The sequence below is a fragment of the Pseudomonas citronellolis genome (assembly GCF_029335315.1).
Taxonomy (GTDB): domain Bacteria; phylum Pseudomonadota; class Gammaproteobacteria; order Pseudomonadales; family Pseudomonadaceae; genus Pseudomonas; species Pseudomonas citronellolis_A.
Genome location: NZ_JARJLT010000193.1, coordinates 1 through 15,424 on the forward strand (window position 1 = coordinate 1; position 15,424 = coordinate 15,424).

Annotated in this window: 18 protein-coding genes; 7 read left to right on the top strand and 11 right to left on the bottom strand. The window is 69.2% G+C overall.

The window, feature by feature from the left end:
• Positions 1-30 precede the first annotated feature (30 nt).
• The gene (locus P3W75_RS14985) at positions 31-495 is read right to left on the bottom strand and encodes a glycine zipper 2TM domain-containing protein (protein WP_276228147.1); all 465 of its coding nucleotides are present in this window, start codon (positions 493-495) and stop codon (positions 31-33) included.
• A gap of 183 nt (positions 496-678) precedes the next feature.
• Here P3W75_RS14985 and P3W75_RS14990 point away from each other — a divergent pair, with 183 nt between their 5' ends.
• Positions 679-915: a hypothetical protein gene (locus P3W75_RS14990; RefSeq protein WP_276228148.1), complete on the top strand. Its 237-nt coding sequence runs from the start codon at positions 679-681 to the stop codon at positions 913-915.
• Here the strand turns inward: P3W75_RS14990 and P3W75_RS14995 are convergent.
• The 6 genes from P3W75_RS14995 to dinG form a co-directional block, all read right to left on the bottom strand.
• On the bottom strand, positions 900-2,039 hold the full coding sequence (locus P3W75_RS14995; RefSeq protein WP_276228149.1) for a glycerate kinase family protein: 1,140 nt from the start codon (positions 2,037-2,039) through the stop codon (positions 900-902). The two genes, P3W75_RS14990 and P3W75_RS14995, sit on opposite strands and share 16 nt — an antisense overlap.
• Before the next feature lie 210 nt (positions 2,040-2,249).
• Positions 2,250-2,897, bottom strand: coding sequence for a pyridoxamine 5'-phosphate oxidase (gene pdxH, locus P3W75_RS15000; RefSeq protein WP_276228150.1), 648 nt, complete (start codon positions 2,895-2,897; stop codon positions 2,250-2,252).
• An 83-nt stretch (positions 2,898-2,980) separates the two neighbouring features.
• The gene (locus P3W75_RS15005) at positions 2,981-3,766 is read right to left on the bottom strand and encodes an OmpA family protein (protein WP_276228151.1); all 786 of its coding nucleotides are present in this window, start codon (positions 3,764-3,766) and stop codon (positions 2,981-2,983) included.
• A 276-nt stretch (positions 3,767-4,042) separates the two neighbouring features.
• Positions 4,043-5,188, bottom strand: a complete 1,146-nt coding sequence (locus P3W75_RS15010) for a serine hydrolase domain-containing protein (protein ID WP_276228152.1) — start codon at positions 5,186-5,188, stop codon at positions 4,043-4,045.
• A gap of 107 nt (positions 5,189-5,295) precedes the next feature.
• Entirely contained in the window at positions 5,296-7,581 is a 2,286-nt protein-coding gene (locus P3W75_RS15015; RefSeq protein WP_276228153.1) for a beta-galactosidase, read from the bottom strand.
• A gap of 92 nt (positions 7,582-7,673) precedes the next feature.
• A complete protein-coding gene (gene dinG, locus P3W75_RS15020; protein WP_276228164.1) occupies positions 7,674-9,818 on the bottom strand; it encodes an ATP-dependent DNA helicase DinG in 2,145 nt (714 codons plus the stop codon).
• A 109-nt stretch (positions 9,819-9,927) separates the two neighbouring features.
• Between dinG and P3W75_RS15025 the strand changes: the two genes are divergently transcribed.
• A complete protein-coding gene (locus P3W75_RS15025) occupies positions 9,928-10,392 on the top strand; it encodes a CopD family protein (RefSeq protein ID WP_276228154.1) in 465 nt (154 codons plus the stop codon).
• 34 nt (positions 10,393-10,426) lie between these two features.
• Here the strand turns inward: P3W75_RS15025 and P3W75_RS15030 are convergent, their stop codons facing one another.
• The 3 genes from P3W75_RS15030 to P3W75_RS15040 all read right to left on the bottom strand — a co-directional run bounded on the left by P3W75_RS15030 (position 10,427) and on the right by P3W75_RS15040 (position 12,210).
• Entirely contained in the window at positions 10,427-11,191 is a 765-nt protein-coding gene (locus tag P3W75_RS15030; RefSeq protein WP_276228155.1) for a collagen-like protein, read from the bottom strand.
• A complete protein-coding gene (locus P3W75_RS15035; protein ID WP_276228156.1) occupies positions 11,184-11,459 on the bottom strand; it encodes a DUF1145 domain-containing protein in 276 nt (91 codons plus the stop codon). Before P3W75_RS15035 ends, P3W75_RS15030 begins: the two co-directional genes overlap by 8 nt.
• A gap of 118 nt (positions 11,460-11,577) precedes the next feature.
• Positions 11,578-12,210 (bottom strand): OmpA family protein, encoded by a 633-nt coding sequence (locus P3W75_RS15040; protein WP_276228157.1) that lies wholly within the window; start codon positions 12,208-12,210, stop codon positions 11,578-11,580.
• 141 nt (positions 12,211-12,351) lie between these two features.
• Here P3W75_RS15040 and P3W75_RS15045 point away from each other — a divergent pair, with 141 nt between their 5' ends.
• The 3 genes from P3W75_RS15045 (at position 12,352) to P3W75_RS15055 (ending at position 14,047) form a co-directional block, all read left to right on the top strand.
• A complete protein-coding gene (locus P3W75_RS15045; protein ID WP_276228158.1) occupies positions 12,352-12,840 on the top strand; it encodes a DUF6231 family protein in 489 nt (162 codons plus the stop codon).
• 2 nt (positions 12,841-12,842) lie between these two features.
• Positions 12,843-13,316 carry a YchJ family protein gene (locus P3W75_RS15050; protein WP_276228159.1) on the top strand — a complete coding sequence of 158 codons (474 nt, stop codon included), beginning with the start codon at positions 12,843-12,845 and terminating at the stop codon, positions 13,314-13,316.
• Positions 13,317-13,420: 104 nt separating this feature from the next.
• The gene (locus P3W75_RS15055; RefSeq protein ID WP_276228160.1) at positions 13,421-14,047 is read left to right on the top strand and encodes a trimeric intracellular cation channel family protein; all 627 of its coding nucleotides are present in this window, start codon (positions 13,421-13,423) and stop codon (positions 14,045-14,047) included.
• A gap of 6 nt (positions 14,048-14,053) precedes the next feature.
• On the opposite strand, the gene P3W75_RS15060 is transcribed toward P3W75_RS15055, so the two are convergent.
• Positions 14,054-14,593, bottom strand: coding sequence for a hypothetical protein (locus P3W75_RS15060; protein ID WP_276228161.1), 540 nt, complete (start codon positions 14,591-14,593; stop codon positions 14,054-14,056).
• 124 nt (positions 14,594-14,717) lie between these two features.
• Here P3W75_RS15060 and P3W75_RS15065 point away from each other — a divergent pair, with 124 nt between their 5' ends.
• Positions 14,718-15,203, top strand: a complete 486-nt coding sequence (locus tag P3W75_RS15065; protein WP_276228162.1) for an LEA type 2 family protein — start codon at positions 14,718-14,720, stop codon at positions 15,201-15,203.
• Positions 15,204-15,211: 8 nt separating this feature from the next.
• Positions 15,212-15,412 (top strand): SEC-C metal-binding domain-containing protein, encoded by a 201-nt coding sequence (locus tag P3W75_RS15070; protein WP_276228163.1) that lies wholly within the window; start codon positions 15,212-15,214, stop codon positions 15,410-15,412.
• The last annotated feature ends 12 nt before the right edge of the window (positions 15,413-15,424 follow it).

A 15,424-nucleotide genomic window follows, 5' to 3' on the forward strand; every position in this document is an offset into this window, starting at 1 on the left:
CTCATGCCCGCGCAGGCGCGGGCACTCGGATCAGTGGGAAACGCGGCTGGTGCCGTTGACGGTCAGGATGCGCACGCGCTCGCCGACACGGAACACGGCGCCCTGGTCGACTTCCTGCACGTAGGCGCGGGAGCCGCCGTCGTCTTCGCGCACGGTGATTTCAACGCCCTGGGTGCGGGTCAGGCCTTCTTCGGCCGCCGCGCCCGCCAGGCCACCGGCTACGGCACCGATGATGGCGGTCACGTAGCTGCCACGGCCGCCGCCGATGGCGCTGCCGCCGATACCACCCACGGCGGCGCCGGCGACGGAACCGATCGGGGTCTTGGTGCCTTCGATCTTGACCGGGCGCAGGGCCTCGATGGTGCCCCAGCGTACGTTCTGCACGGTGCGGGCTTCGTCACGGCTGTAGGTATCGCCGGTCAGGCTGGACTGGCAGCCGCCGAGGGCCAGGGCGACAGCGGTGAAACCGGCGAGCAGGAAGGCAGATTTACGCATACGGGAACCTCCGAATAGATATTGCAATATTAGACTCTGCCGCGCCCCTCGCTGTCACGCCGGCCAAATCAAAGTTTTCTGTCATTCAGCTGCCGTACAGCTTCGCCTGACAGCTGCGGCAAAAGCGCACGTTCATCCGACGGCCCGCTTCGGCTAGGGTAGGCGCATCCGCGAGGAAGGCCCATGGACTACTTCATCATCGTCGTCACCACCGCCGCCGGCCTGTACTTCCACTGGTGGCTGTTCGTCCGCATCCGCCGCTGGATGGACCGCGACCTGGCGCTGTCGCTGGCCGGCGACGACACCGGCAAGCGCGAGTACATGCTGCACTGCCTGCTGCTGGCGCGCGACGAGGGCGTGTCGCGGCGGCGCCTGCCGGAATGGCTGCAGCAGGCCGCCGAGGACTATCGCGCCGACTGAGCCAGGCTCCACAGCCGCGCCAGCTCTTCGGCGCGCGCTTCCAGCTCCACGGCGGCGCCGGCCAGCGCCTCGGCCAGGCTGATCGGCCCCGGCGCCAGGCTGAAGGCGGCGGCGATACCAGCGTCGTGCAGACGCCCATAGCCCTGCCCCAGGCTGCCAGCCAGCGCCAGCACCGGGACGCCCGCCGCCTGCGCGGCGCGGGCCACGCCGATGGGCGTCTTGCCGTGCAGGCTCTGGGCGTCCAGGCGCCCCTCCCCGGTGATGGCCAGGCCGGCGCCCTGCAGCGCGTCGGCCAGCCCGGAGACTTCCGCGACCAATTCCACGCCCGGCCGGAAACGCGCGCCGAGGAACGCCCGCGCGGCGAAGCCCAGGCCGCCGGCCGCGCCGACGCCGGGGAACAGGCTGTGGTCCTGGCCGAGGGTGCGCGCAGCGACTTCGGCGTAGCGGCGCAAGGCGGCGTCGAGTTGCTCGACCTGCGCGGGGCTGGCGCCCTTCTGCGGACCGAACACCGCCGAGGCGCCGTGCTCGCCGCACAGCGGGTTGTTCACGTCGGCCGCCACTTCCACCTCGACCTGCGCCACGCGCGGGTCGAGGTGGGTCAGGTCGAGCTCATGCAATTCGGCCAGGGCGGCGCCACCGTCGCCCAGGGATTCGCCGCGCGCATCGAGGAAGCGCACACCGAGCGCCTGCAGCAGGCCCATGCCGCCATCGTTGGTGGCGCTGCCGCCGAGGCCGAGGATGATCTTGCGCGCGCCGGCGTCCAGCGCCGCGCGGATCAGCTCGCCAGTGCCGTAGCTGGTGGTGCGGGTGGCGTCGCGACGCTCCGCGGCGACCCAGTGCAGGCCGCTGGCGGCGGCCATTTCGATCACCGCGGCGCCCTCCCCCAGCCAGCCCCAGTGCGCCTGCACCGGCTCGCCGAGCGGGCCGCGCACCCTGCATTCGCGACGCTCGCCACCGGTAGCCGCCAGCACCGCGTCGACGGTGCCTTCGCCGCCGTCGGCCATGGGCCGCAGGAGGATCTCGTCGAGCGGCCGCACCCGCGACCAGCCACGGGCGATGGCCGCGGCGACCTCGGGGGCGGACAGGCTTTCCTTGAAGGAGTCGGGGGCGATGACGAGTTTCATGGGCGGGTCCCTGGGCTTGGCGAGAGGAGGAATCCTACACCGCATTCCCAGCGGTTTCCCCGTAGGGCGAATAACCGTTCGCGGTTATCCGCCGTTGACCGGAACACCGCTGCCCGAGGGCAATGGCCGTACCTCCCGGAAACCGTAGGAGCAGGCCCTGCCCGCGATTCGCGCGCAGGGCGCGCTCCTACAGGGGATTACCGCGGGGACTCAGGGCGCCAGGCGCTCGCGCAGCCAGGCGTCGTCGACGCGGCGGTAGTTCAGGCGGTCGTGCAGGCGGCTCGGGCGGCCCTGCCAGAATTCGATGCGCTGCGGCAGCAGGCGATAGCCGCCCCAGTGCTCGGGGCAATGCGGGGCGACGTCCATGAAGCGCTTCTCGGTTTCCGCCAGCAGGCGTTCCAGCTCCTCGCGGCCGGAGATCACCCGGCTCTGCGGCGAGGCCCAGGCGCCCAGGCGGCTGCCCAGCGGGCGCACCCGGTAGTAGGCGTCGGACTCTTCCACCGAGACCTTCTCCACCTGCCCCTCGATGCGCACCTGGCGCTCCAGCGCCGGCCAGAAGAAGGTCATGGCCGCGCGCGGGTTGGCCGCCAGGTGGCCGCCCTTGGCGCTGTCGTAGTTGCTGAAGAAGGTGAAACCGCGCGCGTCGAGGCCCTTGAGCAGGAGCACCCGGCAGTGCGGCTGGCCATCGGCGTCGACCGTGGCCAGGGTCATGGCGTTGGGCTCGACCGGCAGTTGCTCGGTCTTCACCGCGTCTTCGAACCATTGCTGGAACAGGACGAAGGGCTCGGCGGGCGCCTGCGCCTCGCTGAGTCCGTCCCGGGTGTATTCGCGGCGCATGTCGGCCAGGGTCTGGGCCATCGTCGTCTCCTCAGGAAAGCCGGTGTCCTAGCTTACCCAGTGGAGGCGCGGATTGCTTGACCGGCGACAAGCGCCGCGCCGGCTCAGTTGCTCTGCGCCAGGGCCAGCAGGCTGCCGCGCGGGGTCAGCAGGACTTCGACGCGGCGGTTCTTGGCGCGGCCGGCCTTGGTCTTGTCGTCGGCGATCGGTTGCGCCGAGCCGACGCCCTTGTAGCGCAGGCGGTCGTTGCCCAGGCCGCTGAGACGGAAGATCGCGGCGATGGCCACGGCGCGCTGCTGGCTGACCTTGTCGTTGGCCGCCTTGTCGCCGCTGGCGTCGCTGTGGCCGAGGATCAGCACGCCGGCCTGCGGGTCCTTCTCGATCACCTTGGCGACGTTGGCCAGCGGGCCGAGGGTGATCGGCAGCAGCAGTTCCTGGCGCTTGGGATTGAACGAGCCGTCCACCGGGGCGGTCAGCACCAACGCGTTGTCGCGGCGCTCGACGGCGAACTTGCTGCCGGCCACGGCGCTGCGCACCGAAGCTTCGTACTTGTCCAGCCAGGCCTTGGTGTCCTGGGCGCTGGGCACCGCCACCGAGTCCTGCACCTTGGCCGCGTCCGCCGTGGCGCTGGGGCTGAACGGCCACCACCAGTGGCCGCCGGCCGACTTGTCGGCGGCCGCGTCCACCTGCGCCACCACCGACTTCGGCGCCGGACTTTCAGCCTGGGCCGGAGCGCCGGCCTCGGCCTTGCCGAACGGCCACCACCAGTGGCTGCCGCTGTCGTTCGTGGCGGCGGCCTGGGCGGGCGCGGCGGCGTCCTGGGACTGGAAGTGGCTGCAGGCGCCGAGCGCGACGCAGAGGGACAGAGTGGAAAGCTTGAGCAGTCTCATGGGCGGTGTTCCATCGAACGGTCTGGGGACGGCAGAAAGCGACGCAAGTTAATGCCGTTGATCAAGAGTTGAGCATAACTTACTAAGCTGAATGAAGATTTTGATTTTCAACTGACGAGCGGTGGCCCGCCAATAAGGCGACTGCGCGATTCCGGGTACGCGGATTCCTTCACGCTTGCCGGAAAGAAACGACACGAGTCGGCAATTCGAGCGGAAGCGGCGGAGAAGGTTCCGCCGCCCGTCGGCCAGGCGCGCGAGGGCGCCCGGCGGTGGGACTCAGAGGCACTCGCCGGCGATGCGCGCCAGCTTCTGCGCGCGCGGGTCCATCAGCACGTAGGGGCCCAGGGTGTTGGTGACGAAGCCGAGCGCCAGGCCGCGTTCCGGATCGGCGAAGCCCACCGAACCGCCCGCGCCGGGATGGCCGAAGGCCTGCGGGCCGAGGCCGTAGGTGGCGTTGCCCAGCTCCGCCTGGTCGAGCATGCAGCCGAGGCCGAAGCGGGTGCTGGTGAGCAGCGTGCGGTCCTCGCCGCGGGCGTGTTCGCGGGTGAGTTCGGCGAGCAGCGGGGCGTCGAGCAGGCGGCCGTGCAGCAGGCCGTCGTAGAAGCCGGCCAGGGAACGCGCGTTGCCGTGGCCGTTGGCCGCCGGCTGCTGCATGCGCCGCCATTCCGGCTTGTTGGTGCTGGTGAGGATCGACGGCGGGTTGGTGAAGGCGCGGGTGCTCAGCGCCGTCGGTTCGCTCATCATGGTGCGCAGCAGGCGCTGCGCGGCGGCGTCGCCGAGGTTGCCCTTGGCCCGGGCGATGTGCGCCACACGGGGGAACTCGGCGTCGTCCAGGCCGATGTGGAAATCCAGGCCCAGCGGTCTGGCGGTGCGCTCGACGATCGCGGTGCCCGGCTCGCGGCCATCCACCCGGCGGATCACTTCGCCAACCAGCCAGCCATAGGTGATGGGCGCGTAGCCATGCTCGGCGCCCGGCGCCCACCAGGGCGCTTCGGCGGCCAGCGCGGCGGTCATCGCGTGCCAGTCGTAGAGCGCCTCGGCGGGCAGCATTTGGTGCAGCGCCGGCAGCCCGGCGCGATGGCAGAGCAACTGGCGCACACTGATCGCCTGCTTGCCGGCGGCGGCGAACTCCGGCCAGTAGCGCGCCACCGGGGCGTCCAGGTCCAGGCGTCCCTCGCCGACCAGTTGCAGGGCGGCCACGGCGGCGAAGGTCTTGGTGCAGGAAAACAGGTTGAGCAGGGTATCGGCCTGCCAGGCCTGGCCCTCGTCCTTGCCGGCGCTTCCGGCCCAGACATCCACCAGGGTCTCGCCGCCGACCTTGATGCACAGCGCGGCGCCGCGCTCCTGCGGGTCCTCGAAGAGCGCGGCGAACGCGTCGGCTACGGGGGTGAAGCGGCTATCGCAATGGCCTTGCAGGGTCATGGGGCACTCCGGGCTGGGGGCGAAAGGAACATTCTTCCAGTGCCCCGCCGCCTTGTGAACCCGACCTGGGTAGGGCCGCGGCCATCATGGCCGCGGCGAATGCCGGCTCATTGCGCCGCCGGCGCGTTCCCGCTGGCGCTGGCGGTGGCTTCCGGATCGACCTGTTTGGGCGCCTCGGGCGCGGCCTTGGCGGCGGCGCGAGCCGCCTCCAGCATGGTCTTGGCCACCTGCTGGTTGCCCTTGCGCACGGCGTCGACGAAGCCGCCGAACGGCAGGTCGGTGATGCCCACCAGGCCGATATGGCCGTTCTCGCCGTCGAGCAGGCGGCCGCTGGCCGGCTGGTCGAGGTACTGGAACCAGTGCGCGCCGACGATCTGCGGGTCCTTCACGGCGGCGGCGAGGAACTGCTGGTAGCGCTCGCCGCGCTGCTGCTCGTTGTAGACCTCGGAAACGCCGCCCCAGAAGGGCCCGCGGTCGCGCGAGCCGAAGTGGAACTCGCTGATCAGCACCGGCTTGTCGAGGTCGCGTACGTAGGCGGCGTCGTAACCGGCCTGCGGTGTCGGGGCGTAGAGGTTGAAGCTCAGCAGGTCGCAGTAGCGCGCGCAGGAAGCCAGCACTTCCGGGGTGTTCACCGAGAAGCGCCCGCCGAGCAGCAGGTGGTTGGGGTCGTGCCAGCTCAGCGAGTCGCGCAGGGTCTTGAAATACTGGTCGGCGTACAGCCGCAGGAAAGCGCTGTAGTCCTGCTCGATGGCCGGGTGCGCGGCCTGCACCTCCGGCGCCTGGTAGCCGGGCGCGTCGAGGTCTTCCCAGGCGCCCAGCTCGATCCCCCAGGCCTCGGCCAGGGCCTCGTGGTCGTGATACTTGTCCTTCAGCTGCTTGATGAAGGCGCGCTTGGCCGGGCTGTCGGTGGACAGCGCCAGGCTGCCGTAGGCCAGCGCGTAGTGGTTGCGCGGGTCGCTGCCCTGGCCGGCCCAGGCCAGTTCGTTGTCGGCGTAGTAGCCGAGCAGCCAGGGGTCTTCGCGGTGGTCGCGGGTGGCGATGGCGATGGCGCGCTCGGCGGCCATGGCGAACTTCGGGTCGAAGGGGTCGGGCATGGCGCCCCACCAGTCGTAGCCGGTGCTGACCGAGGCGTAGTCGCCGCTGATCGCCAGCGGCAGGCTGTAGGGAATCCGCGAGGCGCCGGCGAAGGCCGGCTGGCTCCAGTTGCCGAGGCTGTTGAAGCCCCAGGCATCGAGGCGCGCCAGGGTGCGCTCGAACCAGGCGTCGGCGGCCTGCTGGCCGGCCAGGCCGCCAGTGGCGCGGTAGCGGTTGGCGGCGTAGAAGTCGTACCAGCGGCCGTGGCCGAAGGCCCTGCCCTGCTGCGCGCCGACGCCGTCGCGGTCATCGCTCTGGCCATAGAAGTCGGCCATCGGCTGCCCCTCGGCGGGCAGCTCGGCGAACATGTATTCGCGGCCCTCGACGTAGGTCTGGCTGCTTTCGCTGTTCACCGTGTTGACGCCCAGCGACCAGTACGGGTGCCCGTCCGGGGTCACCAGCCACCAGCGACCGTTGCGCTTCTCGGTGCGGAAGAAGCCGGTGGCGTCGAAGTCCGGGCCTTCCATCAGGCCACCGAAGGTATCGGTGGGCTGCGCCTGGGCCTGCCATTTCTTCAGTTGCTCGCCCTCGGCCTTCCAGGCGTTGGCCAGTTGCTCGACGCTCTTCACCTTCTCCGGCCAGTCGCTGCGGGTGGACTGGCCATAGGCGTCGATGATGCCGCTGTAGGCCTTGCGCAGCTCGTCGCCGCCGGCGCGGGTGCCGAAGCGGCCGACCAGGATGTCCTGGGCCGCCTTGGGGCTATCCAGGTAGATACGCACCGCACCGACCTTGCTGCGGTTCAGTTCGCCGGTCACCACCGGGGCGATGAGCAGGCGCTGGCCGTCCAGGGTGGCCGGCATCGGCACCCCGGCGCGCATGCCGAACAGCTGCGGCGCGGTGGCCCGCAGCGGGATCAGCAGGGTCTGCGCCGGGCCCGCCGGCAGCGCGATACTGGCGTGCAGGCCGGGCTGGCCGTCGAGGCTCTCGATCTCCACTTCCAGGGTCAGCGCCCAGTCCATGGCGTTCTGGAGGCGCAGGCTGACGGCGTCGGCCTGGGACCAGTCCCAGCTGCCGGCGGCCGGGGTCAGGCGCAGGCTCGGGCGCGCCGCCGGGTGGAAGTTCACCCGGCGCAGGATCTCGCCCTCATGGGTGGCTTCGGCGGTGGCGCTGGGCAGGTCGGCGTCCTGCAGGCCGACATGCACCACGGCCATCGGCTTGACGAAGTTGAACAGGGTGTCGTCGCTCGGCGCGGCCCAGGCGGGCGCGCCGATGAGGCTCAGGCTGAACAGCAGGGGCAGATGCCAACGGAATGAACGCATGCAACCTTGTCCTTGGGGCGGCGCCGGGCGCCGCCGTGGTTTGCTCGCGGAAGCGGCGCAGCGCCGCCTCCCTGTTGTCCGGGCGCCGGGGCTCAGGCGATCTCGCGGCGGAACGGCGGCAACGCATTGAGGATGGCCTTGCCATAGCGCTGCGTCACCACCCGGCGGTCCAGCAGGGTGATGGTGCCGCGATCCTGCTCGGTGCGCAGCAGGCGCCCGCAGGCCTGCACCAGGCGCAGCGAGGCGTCGGGCACGGCGATCTCCATGAAGGGGTTGCCGCCGCGCGCCTCGATCCACTCGGACAACGCCGCTTCCACCGGGTCGTCCGGCACCGCGAAGGGAATCTTGGCGATCACCACGTGCTCGCAGTAGGCGCCCGGCAGGTCGACGCCCTCGGCGAAGCTGGCGAGGCCGAAGAGCACGCTGTCCTCGCCGTCGTCGACGCGCGCCTTGTGCTTGTTCAGGGTCTCCTGCTTGGACAGGTTGCCCTGGATCAGCACGCGCTTGCGCCAGTCACGCTCCAGGCCATCGAAGACTTCCTGCATCTGCTTGCGCGAGGCGAACAGCACCAGCGTGCCGCGCGCGCCCTCGACCATCGCCGGCAGCTCGCGGACGATGGCCGCGGTGTGGGCGGCGGCGTCGCGCGGGTCGGCCTTCAGGTCCGGCACCCGCAGCACGCCGGCCTCGGCGTGGTGGAAGGGGCTCGGCACCACGGCGGTGACCGCCGCGCGCGGCAGGCCGGCGCGCATGCGGTAGCGGTCGAAGGTGCCCAGCGCGGTCAGGGTGGCGGAGGTCACCAGCACGCCGTAGGCGACGTTCCACAGGTTGCGGCGCAGGGTCTCGGCGGCGAGGATCGGGCTGGCGTTGGCCTCGATGTCGTAGTAGCTGCCGCTTTCGGCCAGGGTCAGCCAGCGCGCCATCGGCGGGCTGTCTTCCGGGTCCTCGCAGGTGAACGCGGTCCACAGCTCCCAGTTGCCCTGGGCGCGGGACAGCAGGCTGCCGAACAGCGGGTACCACTCCTCGGCCTGGTAGCTGGCGATGCCGGCGGTGCCTTCGCCGTCCATGGCCTGCTTGAGCAGTTCGGTGAGGCGGGTGAAGAGGTCGGTGAGCTTGGAGAAACCCTTCTTCAGCTCGATGCCCATGTCGCGGATGTGCTCGGGGATCACCCCGCCCTCGAAGCGATGACGCGGGCGCTCGCGGCCTTCCATGTCCTCGCCGGCGCGGAAATCGCCGATCTCCTCGCAGGCGGTGAACATGAACTGCTGGTGCGTGCGCAGCTCGCGGGCCAGCTCCGGCACCTGCTCGACCAGCCGGCCGAGGTCGCCGGGCAGCGGGTTCTGCGCCAGCAGCTTGGTCAGGTTCTTCTCCACCTGCGCCAGCCAGTCGGCGGTGGCGCGCAGGCGGGTGAAGTGGGCGAAGTGGCCGATGGCCTTGTCCGGCAGGTGGTGGCCTTCGTCGAACACGTAGAGGGTTTCGCGCGGGTCGGGCAGGATGGCGCCGCCGCCCAGGGCCAGGTCGGCCAGCACCAGGTCGTGGTTGGTGACGATGACGTCGACCTTGGTCATGCCCTCGCGCGCCTTGTAGAAGGCGCACTGCTGGAAGTTCGGGCAGTGGCGGTTGGTGCACTGGCTGTGGTCGGTGGTCAGCTGCGCCCAGTGGGCGTCCTCGATGGCCTCCGGCCAGGAGTCGCGGTCGCCGTCCCAACGGTTGCCGGCCAGGCGCTCGATCATCTGGTTGAACAGCTTGCCGCTGCTCTCGTCGACGTCGATGCGGAAGCCCTCTTCCTCGAACAACTGGGCGGTGGCGCTCTGCGCCTGGCCTTCCTGCAGCAGGTGGTCGAGCTTGGACAGGCACAGGTAGCGGCCGCGGCCCTTGGCCAGGGCGAAGCTGAAGCTCAGGCCGCTGTTGCGCAGCAGGTCGGGCAGGTCCTTGTGGACGATCTGCTCCTGCAGCGCCACGGTCGCGGTGGCGATCACCAGGCGCTTGCCGGAGGCCTTGGCGCAGGCGATGGCGGCCAGGCTGTAGGCCACGGTCTTGCCGGTGCCGGTGCCGGCTTCGACGGCGACCACCGCGGCCTCGCCGACGCGATGACCTTCATCGTCGCTCTGGATGGTGCCGAGGACCTTGGCCACTTCGGCGATCATCAGGCGCTGGCCATAGCGCGGCTTGAGTTCCTTGGCTTCCAGGAAACGCGAGTAGGCGCCCTGGATGGTGGCCTTGAGTTCGGTGCTGAGCATGAGGTTCCCGGGCATGCGGGACACATCCCGATGCTGGATAAATTTTCAGTGGTTCGATTGGCCGGCTATGATAGCGCGCTTATTTTCAACCGCCAGCGGAGATCGCCGAATGACCGCCTTTGCCCCCGTCTACGCCCTGCATGTCCTGGCCGCCCTGGTCTGGGTCGGGGGCATGTTCTTCGCCTGGATGATCCTCCGTCCGGCGGCCGTCACCGCGCTGGAGCCGCCGGCCCGGCTGAAATTGTGGAGCGAGGTGTTCCGGCGCTTCTTCGTCTGGGTCTGGGTGGCGGTGCTGGTGCTGCCGGTAACTGGTATCGGCATGTTGCAGCTGAGCTTCAACGGCGTGGCCGGGGCGCCGCGCTACGTGCAGGTGATGATGGGCCTGTACGTGGCCATGCTGGCGCTGTTCCTGCGGGTGCAGGCGCTGCAGTTGCCGGAGCTGCGCCGGGCGATCGAAGCCGCCGACTGGCCGGCCGGCGGCGCCGTGCTAGGGCGCATCCGCCGCACCGTGGGCGGCAACCTGCTGCTCGGCCTGGCGCTGGTGGCCATCGTCGCCGCGCGCCCGCACTGGTAAACACTGGCGCGGGCCGAGCCCGCGCCATCTTCACTTAAAAACGTACTACGTCCAATCGGCCCTGATCGCCGCTCGGGCCGGAACGCCCGTCGCGACCTTGGCGGCCTGCGCCGCCGCCATCCACCGTGTAGAGCAGGCAGCCCTTGTCGCCGCTGCGCGCACCGGCCTTGCCGGGCTTGCCCGGCGCGCCGCCGGCGCCGCCTTCCAGGCGCACCTTGACCCGTTCCACGGCGAATTGCTGGGGCACCTCCAGGCGCACCACGCCACCGGCCCCGCCGGTCTGGCCATCGCCGGCGTCCTGGCCGTCGCCGCCCTGCTCTGCACCGCCCCACAGGCAACCGCCGCGACGCCCTTCGGCGCCGTCGAGGCCGTCGTAGCCCGGCGCGCCAACGCCACCGCGCACGTCGACCAGCAGGTTGGCCACCTGCACGTCCTGCAGGCGCAGGGTCAGGTTACGGCCCGGGCTGGCCGGATGACGGAAGCTGCCGGAAGCGCCCTGGGCGGCGATCACGCTGCCGTCGGCCAGCGTGCCGTGGACCACCTCGATGCGCAGCGGCTGTTCGCCGGGGAACACGCCGATGCGGGCGTTCTTCTGCAGGTCGAGTTCCTCGATGTGCAGCACCTTGACCCGCGACGGGATCAGCAGCGCGCCGCCTTCGGCGACGCTGATGCGCGCAAGGTTCAGCGACTCGCCCTTCACCGGCAGGCGCAACACGGTATTGGCTTCCACCTGCACGGAAGCGGCGCTGGCGGCCTCGATCGGCGCCAGCAGCATCAGGCCCAGCAGCAGCTTACGCATGGCCGCCCTCCTCGACCCGAGCCGGCAGCGAGAGGAAATGGAAGATGCCGAACAGCAGGACCTGGACACGGTCCAGCCCCGGATGCGGGCGGCCGCGCAGGCGCGCGCCAAGCACCAGCAGTTCGACGATATGGATCAGCAGGACAAGGCCCCCGGCGACCTGCAGCAGGGTCGCGAACGGATGGGCGAAGGGATGCAACAGATTGGCCAGCACCGCCAGCCAGAACAACAGGGCAACGACCTTGCCCAGCCCCACGAAAGCCTTCATGACAACGCTCCCCGTTTTCTTGTGCCGGGCACCATACCCCGGAGGCGATGACGATTCCATAGGTGCATAAAGACGAAGGGGGCCAAACGGCCCCCTTCGACTCAAAGCACGCCCTGCATCACTGGCGCTTGATCAGGATTTCCACGCGACGGTTATCGGCGCGGCCTTCCTTGGTCTTGTTATCGGCGACCGGTTTGCTCTCGCCGTAGCCTTCCACCGACTTGATGCTGCTGGCGGGAACGCCGGCATCGACCAGGTAGTTGGCCACCGCGTGGGCGCGGCGCTCGGACAGTTTCTGGTTGTAGGCATCGCTGCCCACGCTGTCGGTATGACCAGAGATATCCAGGGTGGTGGTGGACGCTTCGCCTTTCAGGCGGGTAGCGATGGTGTCGAGCTTGTCTTTGTCACGGCTGTCGATCTTCGACGAGTCGAAGGCGAAGTGCAGGTCCCTGACGACAATGGTCTCTTCCTTCGGCAACGGAGCCGGAGCCGGTTCGGGAGCCGGCGCAGGCGGCGGGGCCTCGACCACTTTCTCGCCTTCACCATGCACCCAGCAGTAGGACGCACCGAGCACGCCGCCGATCAGCGCGCCCCAGCCCGCCCAGGTGCTGTTTTCGATGGAGCCAAGGCCGGCGCCACCTACGCCACCGACCAGAGCGCAGGTCGGCCAGTCGGACTTCTGCAACCCTGCGCAACCGGTAAGCAGGGTGCTTACCAGCAGCAGGGGTAAAGCGGTCCTTTTGATGCTCATATATCAGTCTCTCCTCTGAGATGGGTCTGAACCGACAATTACCGAGTAAAGACGCCGATGCAGGAATGCGCCAGCACTAGGCCATGAAGGGGTTCACAGGCTAGTCTTCGGGCATTCGTCCGACCGATTCCGAAGAGCCCGATGATTTCCGATCGCACACCTCAGCAGGCCCTGGCCGCCCTGCTCGACCGCTACGCCCCGCAACGCCTGCTGTTGGTGGGCGCGAGCGCCATTCCCGCCGTGGAAGCGTTCCGCGCGGCGCATCCCGATTGCCAGGTGGCCGGCGCTCCGGCCGCCACGCTGCCGGCCGAACTGGCCGCGCAACGCTACGATTTGGCCTTGCTGGCCGACTGCCTGGAGCATCTGGAGCGACGCACGGCACTGCAATTGGTCGGCGGCATCCGCAACCTCAACAGCAGCCGGGTCGCCGTGCTGGTCGACCTGGCCGTCGCCGGCATCGCCGAGACCGATTTCTATGCCCTGGGCATGCAGGCCAGCGAACGCTTCCAGCGTGACGAGCAGACGCTCACGCTGTTCACCTATGATCTGCGGGAATACAAGCAGGTCCCGGACTGGCTCAACGCCAAGTTCTGGGCCAACCCGGAAAACTTCGGCAAGTACTGGTGGTGACCATGAGCGAGCCCTGTTGCCCCTGCGCCAGCGGCCGGCCCCTGGCCGAATGCTGCGGCCGCCTGCACGCCGGCCAGGCCGCGCCCACCGCCGAGGCGCTGATGCGCTCGCGCTACAGCGCCTACACCCTGGGCCTGGTGGACTACCTGCGCGACACCACGCTGCCGGCCCAGCAGGCCGGCCTGGACCTGGAGGCGATCCGCGCCTGGAGCCTGGGCAGCACCTGGCTGGGCCTGGAAGTGGAGAGTCACGAGGTGCTCGGCGGCACGCCGGAACACGCGCGGGTGACCTTCACCGCGCGCTGGCACGACGCCAACGGCGAGCACAACCACCGCGAATGCTCAGGCTTCGTCCAGCGCGAAGGCCGCTGGTACTTCCTCGACCCGACGGTGCCGCTCAAGCTCGGTCGCAACGACCCCTGCCCGTGCGGCGCCGGCGGCAAGCTGAAGAAGTGCTGCGGGCCGTGGATCAACTGAAAGGCGCATAGGGCGTACGAGCAAAGGGAAACACCACGCGCACCCATTGGGTGCAGCCCAGCCGTCCGCTAGAATGCGCGCTTTTTCCACGGGCCCCACTCCCCATGCTGCTGACCGTCCTCTACATCATCGCCATCATCGCCGAAGCCATGACCGGCGCGCTGTCCGCCGGGCGCCGCAGCATGGACCTGTTCGGCGTGGTGCTGGTGGCCTGCGTCACGGCGCTGGGCGGCGGTTCGATGCGCGACATGCTGCTGGGGCACTACCCGCTTACCTGGGTGCGCCATCCCGAGTACCTGGCGCTGACTGCCGGCGCGGCGCTGGTCACGGTGTTCATCGCGCCGCTGATGCGCCACCTGCGCTCGCTGTTCCTGGTGCTCGACGCCATCGGCCTGGTGGCCTTCACCCTGATCGGCTGCCGGGTCGGCCTGGAGATGGGCCACAGCCTGCTGATCGCTGCGGTCAGCGGGGTCATCACCGGGGTATTCGGCGGCATCCTGCGCGATATCTTCTGCAACGACGTGCCGCTGATCTTCCGCCGCGAGCTCTACGCCAGCGTGTCCTTCGCCAGCGCCTGGTGCTACCTGATCTGCATCCAGCTGGAACTGCCCAACGAGCAGGCCATGCTGATCACCCTGTTCGCCGGCTTCCTGTTCCGCCTGCTGGCGATCCGTTTCCACTGGGAAATGCCCAAGTTCGTCTACCAGGACGATCCCCAGCAGAACGGCTGAGCCCGCTCACTCCGCCAGTTTCAGGTGGCTGGTGTCCGGCGCCGGGGCGGCCGCTTCGGGCTTGGCCTGGCCCATGTCGCTGCCCACCGGGGCGAGGCTGAACTGGCTGAGGTCCACCGCGGGCGCGCGCACCTCGCCCCTGGCGTCCTGCAGGTCGGCGCCGACCGGAGCCAGGCCGAAATCCGGGGCGTCGACATCGGCGAAGGCCGCCATGTACTCATCGCGCGGGGCGACCTTGAGCCGCCCCTGGGGCGCGGTGGCGGCTTCCGGCGCGGCGGCGGCGGGCGGCGGCGCCAGCTCGATTTCCTCGACGCCGGCGTCCATGTCCACCACCTCGATGCGTGCGCCGGCGCGCTCCAGGGCGCCGCGGTACTTCTCGGCGGCGGCCTCGTCGAGGTTGTTCTTCAGCACCAGGCGACGTCCGGAAAACAACAGGGCGATGCGTTGCGCGTCGGCCTGGAAGAGCTTCGCCAGATTGGCCTTGACCGCTTCCGGATCGGCGCCCGGAAGCGTCTGACCGGAAAAGACGATTTCATAACGGCTCATCCTTCAAACTCCTGTATTCGCCTGTCTGCCGATGGTCGGCCCAGTATGGGACAACTTCTTTTAACGTAACAACAACTTGCGGCCAAGCAGCCGCTTGGTACACTGGGCGTCTTGGGGGATTGACATGAATTATCAGGCGCAAATGATAAGAATTATCAGCCTAGTCTGGGCACTCACGCTCCTCTCCGGCTGCAGCTGGATGACCGGTAGTTTCGAGAGCCCCGACGTGAAGCTGGTGAAAGTGGACGTGGTCAAGGCCCGCCTGCTCGAGCAGCAATTCAAGCTGCACTTCCGCATCGACAACCCGAACGACTTCAGCCTGCCGGTGCGCGGCCTGGCCTACAAGGTCAAGCTCAACGACGTCGACCTCGCCGAAGGCGAGTCCAGCGTCTGGTTCACCGTGCCCGCCAATGGCCGGCAGTACTTCGAAGTGCCGGTGCAGACCAACCTGTGGCGGCACATGAAATACATCGTCAAGCTGCTGGAAGACCCGGACAAGCCGATCCGCTACAGCCTCGAAGGCGAAGTGAAGACCGGGCTGCTGTTCGGCCACACCGTGCATATCGCGCGCAATGGCGAGATAATCCCCGGCGATTTCATCCCCGAGTGAGCTTCGACATGAGCCAGGAACCCCATGTACATGGTCCCGACTGCGATCACGACCATGATCATGACCACCACCATCCGCACCACGTCCACGGTCCGCACTGCAACCACGGCCACCAGGAACCGGCGCGCAACCCGCTGAAGGACGTTGGCCGCAACGATCCCTGCCCTTGCGGCAGCGGTAGCAAGTTCAAGAAGTGCCACGGCGCCTGATACGTCGCCGGC